15 protein-coding genes are annotated in these 17,762 nt (G+C 58.2%); 13 read left to right on the top strand and 2 right to left on the bottom strand.

Annotated elements, in window-relative coordinates; genetic code table 11:
• Positions 1–184: 184 nt before the first annotated feature.
• Positions 185–1,780 carry a GMC family oxidoreductase gene (locus tag ACBR42_RS09165; RefSeq protein WP_102324397.1) on the bottom strand — a complete coding sequence of 532 codons (1,596 nt, stop codon included), beginning with the start codon at positions 1,778–1,780 and terminating at the stop codon, positions 185–187.
• Positions 1,777–3,276, bottom strand: a complete 1,500-nt coding sequence (locus tag ACBR42_RS09160; RefSeq protein WP_102324396.1) for an aldehyde dehydrogenase family protein — start codon at positions 3,274–3,276, stop codon at positions 1,777–1,779. Before ACBR42_RS09160 ends, ACBR42_RS09165 begins: the two co-directional genes overlap by 4 nt.
• A gap of 696 nt (positions 3,277–3,972) precedes the next feature.
• Here ACBR42_RS09160 and ACBR42_RS09155 point away from each other — a divergent pair.
• The 13 genes from ACBR42_RS09155 (at position 3,973) to ACBR42_RS09095 (ending at position 17,541) form a co-directional block, all read left to right on the top strand.
• A complete protein-coding gene (locus ACBR42_RS09155) occupies positions 3,973–5,115 on the top strand; it encodes an acyl-CoA dehydrogenase family protein (protein ID WP_282757753.1) in 1,143 nt (380 codons plus the stop codon).
• The gene (locus tag ACBR42_RS09150; RefSeq protein ID WP_371207804.1) at positions 5,112–5,879 is read left to right on the top strand and encodes a 3-ketoacyl-ACP reductase; all 768 of its coding nucleotides are present in this window, start codon (positions 5,112–5,114) and stop codon (positions 5,877–5,879) included. Before ACBR42_RS09155 ends, ACBR42_RS09150 begins: the two co-directional genes overlap by 4 nt.
• Before the next feature lie 8 nt (positions 5,880–5,887).
• Complete coding sequence (locus ACBR42_RS09145) at positions 5,888–7,036, top strand: dihydrodipicolinate synthase family protein (protein ID WP_371207803.1); 1,149 nt, start codon at positions 5,888–5,890, stop codon at positions 7,034–7,036.
• A gap of 1 nt (position 7,037) precedes the next feature.
• Entirely contained in the window at positions 7,038–7,895 is an 858-nt protein-coding gene (locus ACBR42_RS09140; RefSeq protein WP_371207802.1) for a sugar phosphate isomerase/epimerase family protein, read from the top strand.
• A gap of 15 nt (positions 7,896–7,910) precedes the next feature.
• Positions 7,911–8,672 (top strand): electron transfer flavoprotein subunit beta/FixA family protein, encoded by a 762-nt coding sequence (locus ACBR42_RS09135; RefSeq protein ID WP_102324391.1) that lies wholly within the window; start codon positions 7,911–7,913, stop codon positions 8,670–8,672.
• Complete coding sequence (locus tag ACBR42_RS09130; protein WP_371207801.1) at positions 8,672–9,601, top strand: FAD-binding protein; 930 nt, start codon at positions 8,672–8,674, stop codon at positions 9,599–9,601. Before ACBR42_RS09135 ends, ACBR42_RS09130 begins: the two co-directional genes overlap by 1 nt.
• 173 nt (positions 9,602–9,774) lie before the next feature.
• A complete protein-coding gene (locus tag ACBR42_RS09125; protein ID WP_371207800.1) occupies positions 9,775–10,821 on the top strand; it encodes an aldo/keto reductase in 1,047 nt (348 codons plus the stop codon).
• A 128-nt stretch (positions 10,822–10,949) separates the two neighbouring features.
• Positions 10,950–12,068 carry a sugar ABC transporter substrate-binding protein gene (locus ACBR42_RS09120; protein WP_371207799.1) on the top strand — a complete coding sequence of 373 codons (1,119 nt, stop codon included), beginning with the start codon at positions 10,950–10,952 and terminating at the stop codon, positions 12,066–12,068.
• A 96-nt stretch (positions 12,069–12,164) separates the two neighbouring features.
• Complete coding sequence (locus ACBR42_RS09115) at positions 12,165–13,112, top strand: ABC transporter permease (RefSeq protein WP_371207798.1); 948 nt, start codon at positions 12,165–12,167, stop codon at positions 13,110–13,112.
• A gap of 6 nt (positions 13,113–13,118) precedes the next feature.
• Complete coding sequence (locus ACBR42_RS09110) at positions 13,119–14,624, top strand: sugar ABC transporter ATP-binding protein (protein ID WP_110547180.1); 1,506 nt, start codon at positions 13,119–13,121, stop codon at positions 14,622–14,624.
• Positions 14,625–14,650: 26 nt separating this feature from the next.
• Positions 14,651–15,577 carry an ABC transporter permease gene (locus tag ACBR42_RS09105; protein WP_371207797.1) on the top strand — a complete coding sequence of 309 codons (927 nt, stop codon included), beginning with the start codon at positions 14,651–14,653 and terminating at the stop codon, positions 15,575–15,577.
• Positions 15,578–15,595: 18 nt separating this feature from the next.
• Positions 15,596–16,630, top strand: a complete 1,035-nt coding sequence (locus ACBR42_RS09100) for a zinc-binding dehydrogenase (protein ID WP_371207796.1) — start codon at positions 15,596–15,598, stop codon at positions 16,628–16,630.
• Positions 16,631–16,848: 218 nt separating this feature from the next.
• A complete protein-coding gene (locus ACBR42_RS09095; RefSeq protein WP_102324384.1) occupies positions 16,849–17,541 on the top strand; it encodes a TetR/AcrR family transcriptional regulator in 693 nt (230 codons plus the stop codon).
• Positions 17,542–17,762: the final 221 nt, after the last annotated feature.

The raw sequence follows: 17,762 nt of genomic DNA, 5'->3' as shown, positions 1-17,762 counted from the left end.
TGGCCTGCCCCGGAATTCAGTTACGGAAATTTTGTTATTTAATTAAGGGGTGGAACCTTTTTCAGTTCCATCTATATTTAAAATGAAAACGGTTTTATTTTTAGCAGCGTCGACCGTATTTTATTTTGTCGATGCCTGCTGCGTAAGTAATAACGGAAGTAGTTTCTAAAGTGGTATAAGATCGTCAGGCATTGCCACGGATAAGATCCGCAGCGCGCTCCGCAATCATAACTGTCGGCGCATTTGTGTTGGACCCGATAAGGGAAGGCATGACCGAACTGTCACAGATACGGATGCCATCCAGACCATGAATACGTAACTCCGGGTCAACAACGGACATGGTATCCCGTCCCATCTTGCACGTGCAGGTCGGGTGATACGATGTCCGCCCGTGCTGTCGTGCATAAGCCTGAAACGTCTCTGGCGTTTCAGTGTTTGCATCGAAGAAATTTATTTTCTGGATATATTTACTTAGTGAATGCTGCCTGAATATATCAAGACTGATCTTCACGCCTTCACATGAAATACGCAGGTCATCGGGATCGGCAAGGAAATTCGGGTCAACAACAGGCGCATCGGCAGGGTCGGATGATTGCAGTTTCACCGTGCCGCGTGATTTCGGGCGCAGCGTATAACTGTTCAGCGTAATGCCGGATGTGCCTTTGGATACGGAACTGACACCGGCCTCTGCCCCGGCGCCGGCAAGGAAATGGAATTGCAGGTCGGGGCAGGGAGCATTCCGGTCCGCATACCAGAAGGCACCAGCTTCAACCACGTTGGATGTTACCGGTCCGGAATTGAACATGGCATATTGTAGTCCCGCCCAGAACATCCAGTGCATTTGGTTGTATTTGTTGAAACTGTCGTGCCTTTTCAGTTCAGCGACAATATCAATGCCGAAATGATCCTGCAGATTCTGTCCCACCCCCGGCAGATCACGCACCACGCGGATATTGTGCTGCCGTAGATGTTCCCCCGGACCAATACCGGACAGCATCAGCAGTTTGGGCGTGCCAATCGCGCCAGATGTAACGATGACTTCCTGATCCGCCTGCACAATATGCCTGTCACCCCGCACTGCATATTCCACGCCCGTCGCGCGGGAACCACTGAACACGATACGCAGGACCTGCGCGCCGGTAACGACATGCAGGTTGCTGCGCTTCAGGGCCGGGCGCAGATAACCCTGCGCGGTTGAACAGCGGCGGTTGTTGCGGATCGTCATCTGGTAGATACCGGCCCCTTCCTGTACGGGGCCGTTGAAATCGGGGTTGTAGGGTATTCCCATCTCCTGACAGCTCTGCACGAAAGCGCGGCTGACCGGGCTGGGTGTGGACAGGTTGGATACACCAAGCGGGCCATCCGTACCGTGCCACGGACCGGCAAGCATCGTATTGCCTTCGGAACGCAGCAGGTATTTCTGGATATCCCGGAACCCCCAGCCTTCGGCACCTTCCTCGACCCAGCGGTCGTAATCGGACGGGTGGCCACGGGTATAGACCTCGGCATTGATTGAAGACCCACCGCCCAGCACCTTGGCCTGAACATAGGGTATCTGGCGGTTGTTGGCGTGTTTCTGCGGTGTGGTCATCAGCCCCCATGTCAGCGGGCCGGTCGTCATTTTGGCAAAGCCGATCGGCATGTGGATGAGGGGATTGGTATCACGCTTCCCTGCTTCCAGAAGACATACACGCGCACTGGGATTTTCCGACAGGTGTGCCGCCAGAACACATCCGGCCGAACCGCCACCAATAATGATGTAATCAAAACCCTGGTTCATGATGCAATCCAGTGCGAACGATCGCCAATTTCGATATGGACGGATTTGGCCTGTGTGTATTCCTCCACACCCAGAAGACCCGTTTCCCGGCCCCATCCCGACTGTTTGAAACCACCCGTCGGTGTTTCAGGACCACCGGCCATGATGGTGTTGACCCAGAAACGCCCGGCCCGTACGCGCCGCGTTACACTCAGCGCCTGATCGATGTTCTTGGACCATACCGATGCGGCCAGTCCGTAGACCGTGTCATTCGCGATCGCTATGGCTTCTTCCAGCGTATCGAAATGGAAGGAAGACAGGACAGGCCCGAATATTTCTTCGCGCGCAATGGTCATGGAAGGGGTCACGCCCGAAAACAGCGTAGGTTCGATATAACGCCCATGCCCGCATTGCAGCGCCTCGCCGCCAACCAGTACCCTGGCGCCTTCGGATTTGCCAGCAGCGATGTATTTCAGGATGGTCTCGTTCTGGCCTGCCGTGGTGATGGCGCCCACCTGTGTTTGCGGGTCGAACGGGTCGCCAACACGGATCTTCTTCATCTTTTCGGCCAGAATTCGTTCAAACCTGTCAGCGACCGAGCGTTCCACGATCAGACGGCTGGAGGAAACGCAGCACTGCCCTGTATTGAAGCTTATGCCGAATGCCGCGCCATCCGCCGCATCTTCCAGATTGGCATCGGCGAACACGATGATGGGGTTTTTCCCACCCAGTTCAAGCCCGAGCTTCTTGAGGTTGCTGTCGGCTGAAGCATGCACGCATGAACGCCCCACGGCGGTCGAGCCGGTGAAGGAAAGCATGTCCACGTCGGGATGTTCCGTCAGCGTCTGACCAATACTGCGCCCCGTACCGGTAACGACATTATAGACACCTGCGGGAATGCCCGCATCGGCAAGAATATCCGCAAGGATCAACGTCGTCGCACTCGTAACCTCGGCAGGTTTGACCACCAGTGTGCAGCCGGATGCCAGAATGAACGGCACGCGTTCACACAGGATCAGGAAAGGAAAGTTCCACGGCGTGATGAGGCCAACGACGCCTACGGGTTCGCGCAGCACCATGCCAAACAGGCCATCGCCCAGATTGTTGAAGCTTTCGCCATGCAGAAGCCGCGCGGCACCGGCTGCGGTCTCGAAACAGGCGATGCAGTGATCAATCTCGCCACGGGCCTGACTGATGGGCTTGCCGTTTTCCAGCACTTCCCATGTGGCGATTTCCTCGCGGCGCTGGCGGATGCCTTCTGCCGCGCGCAAAAGTACTGCTGCGCGCGCACCACCGGGCAGGCCCGCCCAGCGGCGGTCTTCAAATGCCTGCCGGGCGGCTGCGACGGCATCGTTCACATCATCAGGTGTGCAGCGGGACGTACGCGTTACCGGCACATCATGACTGGGGGAATTGCGTTCAAACAGTTCCCGGCCCCTGCGCCATTCGCCATTGATAAAGAAACCGAATTCGCGCGGGGTTTCCGGTAACGCCACCCCGTGTGTCATCTCGTGCATTGACTGCCTCTCCGTGATTCTGACCCGCCGTTCGTCGTCATGGCGGATGGGTAACCGGCCACCTGAAAAGGACGTGCCTTTCAGCGGTTCGACGGATACCGAAACCTAAGGAACGAAATAAAAATACAGTCGTTTCATGAAATAAATCATGTAACAGTATGGGTAACGCGCGGCCGTTTCAGGTTCAGGCGGGAATTACGCTGTGACGTTAATACGTCCGGTCCCGATTTGCGGGACAGCCCCCTGAACAGTTCTGGACTTGCGCGGAACAGCAGGCAGGTTATGGAAATTACCCATTGGTCGATGTCCTGTATTTTTAATTTATGCCTGTCTGATTTTTTTACGACGGCACTTATTTTTGGAATGACATCACCCAGACGCACCATCTGGTTACGTATGTGATAGAGCGTCGTGCCCGCACGGTTAACTCATATTTCTGTGATATATGCAGGGGCAAAGAAAAACAGGGGGCGTATCCGCCAGCATCCATGCAGCAGACCGTTTCGAGATCGGGATACGAAGCTGCGGAAATCATGCGGTTTTGCAAAAGTCCTGTACTGTAAATACACGCGTCCGTGACCATAGTTCCTGAAAAATAAAAGAACATTGAAAATATCCGTCTTTCTTTGTCCTTGCTCTTCTCAAGTGAAAAATGTATGTAACCAGTTAGTTCATATAAGAGCAGGAATTGCCGGAATGTATCTGAACGAGACTCAGGAACAGGTGCGCGACACGGCCCGGGCCTTTGCGGATGAGGTCATCCGCCCCGCAGCCGAGACGCTGGACCGTGAAGAATGCTTCCCTTCTGAAATCTATGAAGAAATGGCGAAGGTTGGACTGTTCGGAATCGGCGTTCCGGAAGAACTGGGCGGCCCCGGATTCGATACGCTGACCTATGCCGTGGTGATGGAGGAACTGTCGCGTGGTTACGCCAGTGTCGCGGATCAGTGCGGACTGGTTGAACTTATTTCCACATTGCTGGTCCGCCACGGAACGGAAGTGCAGCAGGCCATGCTGCCTGAAGTCATCGGCATGCAGCGTAAGGTGGCGTACTGCATTACCGAAGCGGAAGCGGGCACCGATGTCTCCGGTATCCGCACAACGGCACAAAAGGACGGGGACGGCTGGGTCCTGAACGGGGGCAAGCTGTGGATTCATAATGCCCCGGTAGCCGATACCGGTTTTGTGCTGGCGCGGACGGACAAGGAAGCCGGAAATCGCGGCATGTCGATCTTCATTGTCGATCTGCATGACCGGGGGGTCGAGCGGGGACCGAAGGAGCACAAGATGGGGCAGCGGGCCAGTCAGGTCGGCGGCCTCAATTTTACCGATGTGCGCCTTGGCCCCGATGCCCTGCTGGGTCAGGCCGGGCGTGGTTTCCACATGATGATGAGCGTGCTGGACAAGGGACGGGTGGGCATAGCCGCGCTGGCGGTCGGTATCGCGCAGGCGGGGCTGGAAGCCGCCGTGGATTATGCGGGCACGCGCAAACAGTTCGGCAGGCAGATATCCGAATTTCAGGGCGTGCAGTGGCTGCTGGCGGATATGGCGAAAGATATTGAAGCCGCGCGTCTGCTGGTGCATTCGGCGGCGGTCAAGATCGATCGGGGGCTTGATGCCACGCGTGCCTGCTCCATGGCCAAGTGTTTCGCGGGTGACATGGCCGTGGCGCGGACGGCCGATGCCGTGCAGGTATTTGGTGGTTCGGGCTACATTCGCGGCTTCGAGGTGGAACGTCTTTATCGTGATGCCAAGATCACGCAGATCTATGAAGGCACCAACCAGATCCAGCGTATGATCATTGCGCGTGAACTGCTGAAAAAAGGTGCCCGCGCATGAGACAGGTGGCGCTCGTAACCGGGTCCACGCGCGGGATCGGCCTTGCCGCGGCACAGGCGCTGGCGCAGGCCGGTTTTGCGGTGGCCATCAATGGCCCGGTGGAAGATGAGGAACTGCACGCGGCGATAGGGCATATGCAGGCGCTGGGCGCGCCGGTGATGGCGGCGGCATTTGACGTAAGTGATGTCAGCGCGCACGCAGCCAGTCTTGCATTGATAGAAGGCCAGTTGGGACCACTGACCACGCTGGTCAACAATGCCGGTGTCGGCGTGCTGCAACGGGGTGATCTGCTTGATGTGACCGAAGCAAGCTGGGACCGTTGCGTGGGGGTCAATGCCCGCGCACTGTTCTTTCTGTCGCAGGCTTTTGCGCGTCGCCTGCTGGCACGCCAACGCGATGCGGACCTGTTCCATTCCATTGTCAATGTCACATCGTCCAATGCCATGGCCGTTGCGGTGCAGCGATCGGAATACTGTGCATCAAAGGCTGCTGCGGCCATGGTGTCCAAGGCGCTGGCGGTCCGGCTGGGTCCTGAAAACATTGCCGTCTATGACGTGCAGCCCGGCCTGATCGCGACCGATATGACCGCCCCGGTGATCGAGATGTATCGCCAGCGTGCGCGCGACGGCCTGACACTGTTTCCGCGCGTGGGTAAGCCCGATGATATGGGTGCCATTATCGCGACCCTGGCCAGTGGCAGGCTTCCCTACACGACCGGGCAGGTCATTTCGGCGGATGCCGGAATGCTTGTGCCCCGTTTTTGAGAACAGCCATGAAAATCGCACTCCCTGACGAGACCGGCCGGAAGGAGGATTACTTCCTGACCGGCAAACCGCTTCCCCATACTGTCCTGCCCCCCGATCCGGTACGCGTTGTCTATTCGGCAGCGCATGTGGTGGCTGATCCCTTTGCCGCCACTGACCCGTCGGGGCAGGCCGCGATAGACTGGGACAGGACGCTTGCTTTCCGCCACTACCTCGCCGGAATGGGGCTAGGCATTGCGGAGGCGATGGATACCGCGCAGCGCGGCATGGGACTGGACTGGTCGCGTTCCCTCGAACTGATCCGCCGCACAAAGGCCGACCTGCCCGATGCGCTGGTGGGCAATGGCTGCGGTACCGACCAGCTTGATCCGCGCGATGTCACGTCCATCGATCAGGTGGAAGATGCCTATCTTGAACAGGCCGAAGCCATTCAGGCGGTCGGCGGGCGTATCATCCTTATGGCCAGCCGTGCCCTCGTGCAGGTTGCGAAAACGCCGCAGGACTATCAGCGGGTTTATCGCACCGTGCTGGCTGCATGCGATCAGCCCGTCATCCTGCACTGGCTGGGGGAAATGTTTGACCCTGCGCTGAAGGGATACTGGGGCACTGATGACTTCACTACCGCGCTGGAAACGGTGCTGGCCATTATTGAGGAAAACAGGCCCCGCATAGACGGGATCAAGATATCCCTTCTGGACAAGGAAAAGGAAATCCTCCTGCGTCGCCGCCTGCCTGCGGGCGTGCGGATGTATACCGGCGATGATTTCAACTACCCCGAACTCATACAGGGGGATGCGCAGGGGTTCAGTCATGCCCTTCTGGGTATCTTTGACCCGCTGGCCGTTGCCGCCGCCCATGCTGTAAACAGGCTGGGGGAAGGGGACATCACGGCGTTTCGTGCGATACTTGATCCCACCGTGCCGCTGGCCCGGATGATATTTCGGGCACCCACCCAGTATTACAAGACAGGCGTGGTTTTTCTTGCGTGGCTGAATGGCTTTCAAGAACATTTCATTATGCTCAACGGCGCGCAGGCCATGCGACCGCTGCCATATTTTTCCGGAATATTCCGGCTGGCGGATGGCTGCGGTCTGCTGCGTGAACCGGAACTGGCCATAAGCCGCATGAAAACCCTTCTGGCGCTTTACGGGGCATGACATGCGTGATTTCCAGCGCGATCACTCAGCCCTTGCCCTGAATACCGCAACACTGGGCCATAATGTCGCGGGGGGCGGGGCAGGCTGGTCGCCCGAACGAACTATGGATGCCTGTGCCGAACGTGGCATCGGCGGCATTGTATTCTGGCGCAGGGAAATTGAGGGGCGGGCCGCAGCGGTGGGAGCCTACGCACGGGCTGCGGGCATCCGCGTGGTGGGGCTGTGCCGGGCACCGTTTCTGGTCGGTCCCCTTGCTTCGCAACAGCCGGAGGAGGTAGCCGACGATTTTCGCAGGGCGATAGACCAGACCGCCGAACTGGGGGCGGATGTGCTGACCATCGTGACCGGCGGCGTGCAGGTGGGCACGAAAGGCGTAACCCGCAGCCTGGAAACTGTGGCACGTTACGTGGCCGCCGCCGCTTCATACGCCGCCGGGGCTAATGTCCGGCTGGCGCTGGAGCCGCTGCATCCTGTCTATGGTGGCGACCGGTCCTGTCTTGTCACGACACGCGATGCGCTGGACATATGTGATCTTATCAATGCCGATAATGTGGGCGTTGCGATCGATATCTATCATGTCTGGTGGGATACCGACCTTGCGCGCCAGCTTGTGCGGGCGGGAGAACGTGTCTTCGGGTTTCATCTGTGTGACTGGCTGCCCCATACGACGGATGTTCTGCTGGATCGTGGCATGATGGGCGATGGTGTTGCCGATATAAGGGCGATCCGCGCCAGCGTTGAGGGGGCCGGGTATGACGGCCCGTGTGAAGTGGAAATCTTTTCGGCAAACAACTGGTGGAAGCGCGATCCGGCGGAGGTTCTCGACATAATGGTCGAACGCTTCCGCACGGTGTGCTGAACTTCAGAGGGAACCATGAAAATTCTCGTCCCTGTAAAGCGCGTGATTGATTACAACGTAAAGGTCCGTGTCAAAACGGACGGATCGGGTGTTGATCTGTCAAACGTGAAAATGTCCATCAACCCCTTTGACGAAATTGCGGTGGAAGAAGCGGTCCGGCTGAAGGAAAAGGGGATCGCATCCGAAATTGTCGTGGTCTCCATCGGTGTGCCACAGGCGAAGGACATACTGCGCACCGCACTGGCAATGGGGGCTGACCGGGCCATCCTGATTGATGCGACAGCGGATGTGAATCAGGATATCGAACCGCTTGCGGTGGCAAAGATACTTGCCACCATCGCCGAACAGGAACGTCCGGACCTGATTCTGGCGGGCAAGCAGGCCATTGATAACGACATGAATGCGACCGGGCAGATGCTTGCCGGACTGCTGGGATGGGGGCAGGCGACTTTTGCATCCCGTATCGAGGTGACGGAAGGCAGTGCGCTTGTCACGCGTGAGGTGGATGGCGGGCTGCAGACCATCCGTGTCAGGTTGCCCGCAGTCGTAACGGCTGATCTGCGCCTGAACGAACCACGCTATGTTTCCTTGCCCAACATCATGAAAGCAAAGAAAAAACCTCTCGACGAGCGCACACTTGCAAGCCTTGGTATCGATATCACGCCCCGGCTCAGGGCGACACGCACGATGGAACCGCCCCAGCGGAATGCTGGCGCACGCGTGGCATCGGTCGATGAACTGATAGACAGGCTGAAAAACGAAGCGGGGGTCATCTGATGTCTGTTCTGCTGCTTGGCGAAGTCCATAATGGACATCTGGCGACCGACGCGGTTGCAAGGGCGCTGTCCGCGCTGGCGTCCCTTGATACGCAGGTTGATGTGCTGATTATGGCGGGGGATGGCGCAACCGCAGCGCAGGAAGCGTCCCGCCTGAATGGTGTTGCGCGCGTATTGGTGGCGCAGGATGACGCACTGGCCCATGGGCTGGCGGAACCTGCCGCAGCGCTTGTTGTCTCGCTTGCGCCCGACTACACGCATATTGCTGCAGCCTCCACCGCGTTTTCCAAAAATATCCTGCCGCGTGTCGCCGCCCTGCTGGATGTGATGGTGATAACCGACGTTACAGCCATTCGGGATGCTGAAACATTTGATCGCCCGGTTTATGCAGGCAACGCCATACAGACCATAACGTCCACCGATCCGATCAGGGTTCTGACCATAAGAACATCTGTCTTCCAGGCTGTAGGACAGGGTGAACCCGCGCCGGTTGAAACGGTCCCGCCCGTTGCCGACCCAGTGCTGTCATCATGGGTGGAAGACATGGCGGTGATTTCCGAACGGCCGGAACTGACGGCGGCCCGTGTGGTTGTGTCGGGCGGACGTGGTGTCGGATCTAAGGAGCATTTTGAAACCATTGTCAGGCTTGCCGACCGGATGGGCGCAGCCGTCGGTGCAAGCCGTGCAGCGGTGGATCTGGGCTACGCGCCCAATGACTGGCAGGTAGGGCAGACAGGCAAGGTTGTGGCGCCAGATCTCTATCTCGCGGTGGGAATCTCGGGCGCGATCCAGCACCTTGCGGGCATGAAGGATTCCCGGGTCATTGTCGCCATCAACAAGGATGCGGACGCACCCATATTCAGGATTGCCGATTACGCGCTGGTGGGTGACCTTTTTACGGTTGTGCCTGAACTGACGGCAAAGCTGTAGGACGGATTGCAACCGGTATACTTGGAGGGAGGTAAAATATACGAAATAATTAAGAACATCTTGCCGCACGCATGAAACGTAAGCATGGGGTGCGGGGTTTATACAGGAATGACGGCCGTCCAGAAAAACAAGCCGCGCGGGAATGACGCGGCGCAAGAACAGGATGACAGGCTATGAACCCTGATGAAAAACGAAAATTCGGCAGAAGTAATGTTGATGTAACCGCGTTTGCTTTCGGAACGGCGCCACTTGGCAATTTCATGCGGGAAGTGGATGAAGCCGTTGCCGGGGACATGATACAGCACGCATGGGATGCCGGTATCCGTTTCTACGATACGGCGCCCATGTATGGTCATGGGCTGGCGGAACTCCGGCTGGGGCAGGCATTGCGCTGGAAAAAGCGCGATGACTTCGTGGTGGCCTCCAAGGTCGGGCGCGTCCTGCATGCGGGGAGGCGCTCGGACATCGATTTTACACCTTGGGCCAATGCGGCACCCAACACCATGGAATTCGACTACAGTTATGACGGCACGATGCGTGCGTTTGAAGATTCGCTGCAACGTCTTGCGCTGGAACGGATCGATATCCTTTTCATCCACGACATTGACCGTTTCACTCACGGGGACAGCCAGCCCGAAATATTCAGGCAGGCCATGGATGGATGCTGGCGCGCGCTGGAACGGTTGCGCCGGGAAGGGGCTGTCAGTGCGATTGGCGTGGGGGTGAATGAATGGGAAGTCTGTTACGACGCCATCCGCCAGCATGATTTTGACTGCTGCCTTCTGGCCGGACGCTACACATTGCTGGAACAGGAGGCGCTGGATCAGTTCCTGCCCCTGTGTGAAAAGCAGGATGTGGCGGTCGTGGTCGGCGGGGGCTTCAATTCCGGCATTCTGGCAACCGGCGCGGTTGCGGGGGCAAAGTATAATTATGCCCCGGCACCTGACGCCATCATGCAGCGTGTCGCCCGGATCGAGGCCGTCTGCCGCGAATATAATGTCCCGCTTCCAGCCGCCGCCCTGCAGTTTGTGGTGGCCCACCCCGCCATCCCGACATTCTGCGCGGGTACGCGCAATGTCGCGCAACTGGAAGAAAACCTTAAATGGTTTCGTCACCCCATTCCCGCCGCGTTCTGGGGCGAACTGAAAAAACGCGGCCTGTTGCGCGATGATGCGCCTGTTCCGCAATACGGGCGCGACCTTGCCCCCAATTTTGCCTGACAGTTCCCGGCGGGTGCGCGGGCCCTTTCTGAAAACAGCAATCCCGGTTCGATAACAAGAACGTCGGAATGTCGTAAACATGCCGGAACATAACGGCATTACCCATAACAGGCGTCCCGGAGACAGATATGTCGTTCATCAAGGATTATATCGAGCAGCAGACGCTCAACCGCCGCAACCTGCTGCTGCTTTCGGCCTACGGCCTGTGTGGCGCGGCGGCGGCTACCGCACTCAGGTCGACCGGGGCACGCGCGGTTACCCCCAGCCCCAAGATTGCATGGAGTTACCGGGACCGGACAAATCCGTACTGGAACGCCATCGTTTCGGGTGGCAATGCCTTTGTCCGCAGTCTTGGCCTGCCGGAAAGCGCGTTGATCAACCTGATAAACGGGGGCTCCAGTGAAAAGTCGCTGGCGGATATCCAGTCGCTGCTTGCACGCTATGGCAGCAGTCTGGCACTTGCGGCGGACCCGAACGACATGCCCAACTGCCGCCCGGTGGTCGAGGCCGTAAGCAGGGCCGGTGCCTATGTTTCCACAATATGGAACAAGACCGATGACCTGCATCCATGGGATTTTGGCGATAATTATGTATCGCACATGACATGGTCCGATATCGGTCCATCGGAACAGACCGCGCGCGTGCTGTTCGATGCCATGGGGGGCAAGGGCGGGGTCGTGCATCTGGGGGGTATTGCATCCAACAATCCGGCGATCGAGCGTCTTGCGGGTTTCCGTAACGCCCTGAAGGCCTATCCCAATATCCAGCTTCTTGCCGTGCAGGCCGCCGACTGGGATACGCAGAAAGCCAATCAGGTCATGTCCGGCTTCCTCACCCGCTATGGCGATGCGATCAAGGGCGTGCACTGTGCCAGCGATACCATGGCCTATGGCGTGATCGAGGCGTTGCGGGCCGAAGGGATCGAGGACATGCCGGTCGTATCGTATGACGGCAACCCGCAGGCGGTCGAACTGGTGACCAAAGGGAAGATACTGGCCACGGTTTTCACCAATCCCTACTGGGCGGGGGGGATTACGGCGTCACTTGCCTATTACGCGGCCACCGGTGCCTTCAAACCCTCTGCCGAGCCGCATGAACATCGTGAATTCTATGGGCCGACCACGCTGGTCACCACAAAGGACGCACAGGACTTCAAGGCAAAATATATCGACACCAACCCCCAGTATGACTGGAAGAACTTCTGGTCCATGACCAGGGGACAGATACAGTACGGCAAGACCATATGAACATGACCGGCTGTACCGGGGAGTTACTGCCCGGTTACGGGGTTTTACCTTTCTGCTGAAAAAAAAGAGGCTGGATCGATGAACAGGTTCCTGGCCATGGACAGACTCAGGAAATGGGTGCCGCTTCTCGTGCTTGTGGGATTATGCCTGTTTTTTACACTGGTTAATCCCAATTTCCTGTCGTTGCGCAATTTTGCCCGTATTGCCATTTCTTCCTCTCCCGCACTGATGGTTGCGACAGGGGTGACCTTTGTCATCCTCATGGGCTCCATCGATCTGTCGATGGAGGGGACCATCGCCGTCTGCGCGGTGCTGTTCGCGCTGATCCTCAATGCACTTGGCGGGTCGATTGCAGGATGGGGATGGGTGGCCATTCCCGGTGCGCTGCTTGTCGGGGCCGTGCTGGGGGCGATCAATGGCGCAGTGCACGTACAACTCAGGATACCGTCATTCATGGCCAGCCTTTCGCTGGGTTTTGTGGGGATCGGGCTGTCACTGCTGATTACCGGCGGTGACCGGATACTGATTGACGATCCGGTGTTCCGTTCCCTGCTGACGGTGCGCGTGGGCGGCTTTCCGCTTATGGCCTATGCGGCGTTGGCCTGCCTGCTGGCGGCATGGTTCATTCAGGATAACACCACCACCGGTCGCAACTTCTACGCCGTGGGCGGGGGAGAGGATCTGGCGCGCGCATCGGGGCTGAATGTCGGGCGGTTGCGGATTATCGGTTTCGTGCTCGCGGGGGTGTTCTACGCGCTTGGCGCCATCTTCGCCGTGGCGCGGCTTGGTATTGCCGAGACCGAGACCGGACGCAACTTCATGTTCATGTCCATTACATCCGTCGTGGTGGGTGGAACCGCGTTGCGTGGTGGCGCGGGCGGTGTGTGGAATACGCTGGTGGGCGTGCTGATCGTGAATGTCATCGCCAATGGAATGGTGGTGATCGGTCTGGCTGATTACTTTCAGGATGGTGTTCTTGGACTGCTGGTTATTGCCGCGGTTTACCTGTCCACCGACCGGCGTTCCCTTTCATTTGTAAAGTAGGGTGCCATGTTCGAACTGCAGAATGTCGAAAAACGCTATATGGGCGTGCATGTGCTCAAGGGCGTGGATTTCCGCATTGAGGATGGGGAGATCATCGGCCTGGTGGGGGAAAACGGGGCGGGCAAGTCCACCCTGATGAAAGTGATATACGGCGCGGTCCAGCATGATGGCGGCACCGTCCTTGTTGACGGAAACGCCGTGCATTTCCGCAGCCCCCGCGATGCGATGAAAATGGGCGTCGGCATGGTGTATCAGGAACAGTCCCTGATCCCGAACCTGACGGTCATGGAAAACATCTTTCTGGGTTTTGAAAAACCCTTTGTCCGCTTTGGCGCGATCAACTGGAAAAAGATGGCCGCAGCGGCGCGCAGGCAACTGGCGAAGGTCAAGCTGGACATTGACCCTGCGACCATTACCGATCACCTGACTTTCGCGCAGCGCCAGCTTGTCGAACTGGCCAAGGTTCTTGCGCTGGAGGAGCGTGTGGAGGGCAAGCTGGTCATCCTGCTGGATGAACCGACATCCGTACTGTCGCGTGAGGAGATCGACCTTCTGTTCACTGTGGTGCGGGCGCTGCGCAGGCGTGCGTCGTTCATATTCGTCTCACACAGGCTCGATGAAATCATTGCCCTTTCGGATCGCATCTACGTGCTGAAGGACGGCGTGGTGGTTGATGTCATGAGTGCAAGGGGGGCGGAGATTGGCGACATCCAGAAGAAAATGGTCGGGCGCGACATAAACAGCGAATATTACCGCGAGGACCGACAGCGCCCGTATGACCCGGACAGGGTGCTGCTTGAACTGGACCATGTCACGATCACGGGGCGCGGGAACGATGTTTCCCTGAAGCTGCATGCGGGTGAGGTGCTGGCCCTTGTGGGTGTGGAAGGATCGGGGCGTGAGCCGATCCTGCGCACGATATTCGGCATGCAGAAGCCCGAAAAAGGCACGCTGCGCATCCGGGGCGAGCCGGTACATACGTTCAGCCCATCGCGCAGTGTCGCCCATGGAATAGGCTACATCCCGCGCGAGCGTAAGGTCGAGGGGATCGCGGGCGGCATGAACGTATATGAAAACATGACGCTGTCGCAGATGCGGAACTATTCCCGTGGCGGGGTTCTCGATATCGCGGCGGAGCGGGCGCTGGCGCGGGAGTGGATACATAAACTGTCCATCAAGGTGCCATCCGAACTGGCCGATTGCGGCAACCTGTCGGGCGGTAACCAGCAGAAAGTCGTGCTGGCGAAATGGCGCAGCGGTGGTTCGGAAATCATCATGCTCGACCATCCCACGCGGGGCCTCGATATCGGGGCGAAGGAAGATGTCTATGGAATGATCCGCGATATGTCAGCCGATGGCGTGGGGATCATTCTGGTTGCGGATACGCTGGAGGAGGCAATCGGCCTCAGTCACACCATCGCGGTCATCAAGGACGGAGAGATCAGGAAATGGTTCAACTGTCAGCCGGGCGCAAAGCCTTCACTCTACGACCTCATCCAGTACATGGTGTAAGCGGTGACCTGACGCTGACCGAAAGGATGCGGCGTCATTTCCCGTGGATCACGCTGGTCAGTCTGCTGGTACTGGTGGGGATGAAGGACATCACCTTCCTCAGCCCCGAAAACCTGGTCAGTCTGGCATCCGATGTCGTGCCGCTGCTCATCATGGCGGTGGGCATGACGCTGGTGATCTATATCGGCAGCATAGACCTGTCTTCCCAGTCCATCGCGAACATGGCGACGGTCCTGACAACGATCGCGCTGCCGTCCTGCGGGGTGGCGGCCGGTCTGCTGGTTATTGCGGTGGGGCTTGTATTCGGCGCGGTTTCCGGGGTGGTGACGACACGGCTGAAGGTGCCTTCCTTCATCTCGACACTGGCTGTGGGGGGGATTGCGCTGTCTGTCGGTCAGTACACATCCGGCCAGCAGGCGCTGCATATGGATACGGCCCAGCGCAGGCACGCATTCGGCTGGATGGTGGGCCAGACGGCGGGTATTCCGCATGAACTGGTGCTGGCGCTGCTGATCGTGGCGGTGGCATGGTTCATCCAGACCCGTATGGTGCCGGGCCGGACCTTCAAGGCCATCGGGGCGGGGGAGCCGGTCGTGGTGGCTTCGGGCATCAGGGTGGAACGCTACAAGATCCTTGCTTTCGCGCTGTCGGGCATGTTCGCAGCCATTGCGGGGCTGGTCTTTTCAGTCAGGCTGTCAGGTGGTTCGCCCACACTGGCCGAAGGGTTCCTGCTGCCCGCAATCGTTGCCGTTCTGGTGGGCGGCACGCCGCTGACCGGCGGCGTGGGCGGTGTGCTCAATACGCTGGTGGGAACCATGATTGTCGCGGTTGTGCGCGCCAGCATGCTTTATTTCAGTATTCCCGCGACGGGGCAGCAGATTTTCTTTGGTCTGGTCCTGATCATCGCCATCGCAACAACAATAGACCGTTCAAAAATACGGATCGTCAAATAAGCGGCGAGGAGAATGATAATGGAGACCATGCAGGCAGCCGTGCTGGTAACCCCCGGACATTTCGAGGTGCGCGATGTGCCCATACCCGAAACCGGACCGGATGATGTGCTGGTGCAGGTGGATCGCTGCGGGATATGTGGGACTGATGTGCATATATTCCAGGGCCATTACGTGGCCGACAGGCTGCCGTTCATTCCGGGGCACGAGTTTACCGGAACGCTCGCCCGCATAGGCGGCCGCGTCAGCGGTCTGCACGTGGGGCAAAGGGTGGTGGCGGATATCAATATCGGCTGCGGCCACTGCTACTTCTGTCGCCGCAATGAAATCCTGAACTGCCCTGAAATGCGCCAGATCGGCATTCACCGTGATGGCGGGTTCGCGCAATATGTTTCGGTCCCCGGGCGGCAGATCATTCCCGCATCGGACGACACCCCGGCGGAGGTGCTGGCCCTGACGGAACCCGTGGCCTGCGTGGTCCGGGCCGCGCGCAAGGCTGGTGTGGGTTTTGGGCAATCGGTTGTCGTGCTGGGGGCGGGACCTGTCGGCAACCTGCATATCCAGATGATGCGGCTTGTCGGTGCGGCCCCGGTCATTGCCGTTGAACTCTCGCCCGAACGCGCACGGCTGGCTGCCCGCGCGGGAGCCGATGTGGTGATTACCGACCCGGAGCGGGTAGTCGATACCGTCAGGGCGCATACAGGCGGCCGCGGTGCGGATGTGGTGATAGAAAGCATCGGCCTGCCAGCCCTTTATGCCCGCGCGTTCGATCTGATCCGCCCCGGTGGGCATGTCGCGGCCTTTGGCATTACCGGTCCCGATGATACCATTGCGCTAGGGATACTCGACATGATCCTGAAGGAAACCTCGATCAAAGGTTCCGTTGCCGGCATGGGACAGGACATGCACGATGCCCTGACCCTGTTGCAGCATGGTCGATTTATGGTTGAACCCTTTACGCAGGCGGTAGTCCCGCTGGAGCAGATCCAGTCCGCATTCGATACGCTGAAGGACAGGCCGGAGATACTGAAAGTCCAGATCGCGCCGCCAGTGTAACGGGGGATCAGCAGGCTGGAAACCAGACGACTGTTATCGGATGTCCGGCGGCAAAGTCTCCATATGTTCCGGTCTCATGATGATCTGGCATGATGCGGTGAACGGTTTCCGCATGGGTAAATGCCTTGTTACTTATGGTGCGAATGGGGTACAGGGGGCGCCGTCCGGTTGCATACCCGGTCGCCGCAATCGACCCACTGTCAGTTTAAGGGGATACCATGCCGAAAGTATCGAATGTAGCCAGACAGTCCGGGTTGCATGAAAAGAAGAATTCCGGTTCCCCCACACGGGCACCGCGCGCCAGGGATGCGGAGGCAACGCAGAAACGCATTCTGGCTGCCGCTAAGAAGGAATTCGCCATGAGTGGTCTGGCTGGCGCGCGGGTTGATATCATTGCCGAGCGGGCCGAAGCCAACAAACGCATGATCTACCATTACTTCGGCAGCAAGGAAGCCCTGTTTGAACGGGTGCTGGAAGATGCCTATGCCGATATATGCATTGCGGAACAGTCCCTGAAACTGGATCATCTGGACCCGAAGGAAGCGCTTGAAACCCTTGTCCGCTTTACATGGAAATACTATCTGGAAAACCCGGAATTCCTGACGCTGGTGAATAATGAAAACCTGCAGAAGGCCGTACACCTTCAGGCATCGGAAGTGCTGCCGGTCATCAGCCGCAACCGGCTGGACATGGTCGAATCCCTGCTGGCGCGCGGGGTGAAGGCAGGCATATTCCGCCGTGGCATCGACGCCATGCAATTGAACATAACGATCGCGGCTGTCGGGTATTATTATATTACGAACCGATTTACGGGTTCCATTATTTTCGATTGTGATTTCATGGCGCCGGACCTGCTGCGCAAACGGCTGGAATTCAATATTGAAACGATTATCCGTACTGTATGCAAATAAACCGTCTGAAAAAACGGCATACTGGTTCACGCCGCCTGATTCGACAGGCGTGCACCACAGGTCTCCTGCTGTCAGGGGTTGTGCAGACAGGGCATGTAAACTTTCATAACGTGCTGTCCGTTTACGGCACGCGTCGTGCCGACAGGGAGCGTAGTCGGCTGGTGGCGATAGCACTTTAATATACTGACTTCACATGCGCGTGGGACATCATCCCACCTTTG

The sequence above is a fragment of the Komagataeibacter sp. SM21 genome (genome assembly GCF_041402665.1).
GTDB classification, from domain to species: Bacteria; Pseudomonadota; Alphaproteobacteria; order Acetobacterales; family Acetobacteraceae; genus Komagataeibacter; species Komagataeibacter saccharivorans.
Note: the sequence above shows the minus strand (reverse complement) of the source record. Positions and strands in the feature narration are given on the sequence as shown.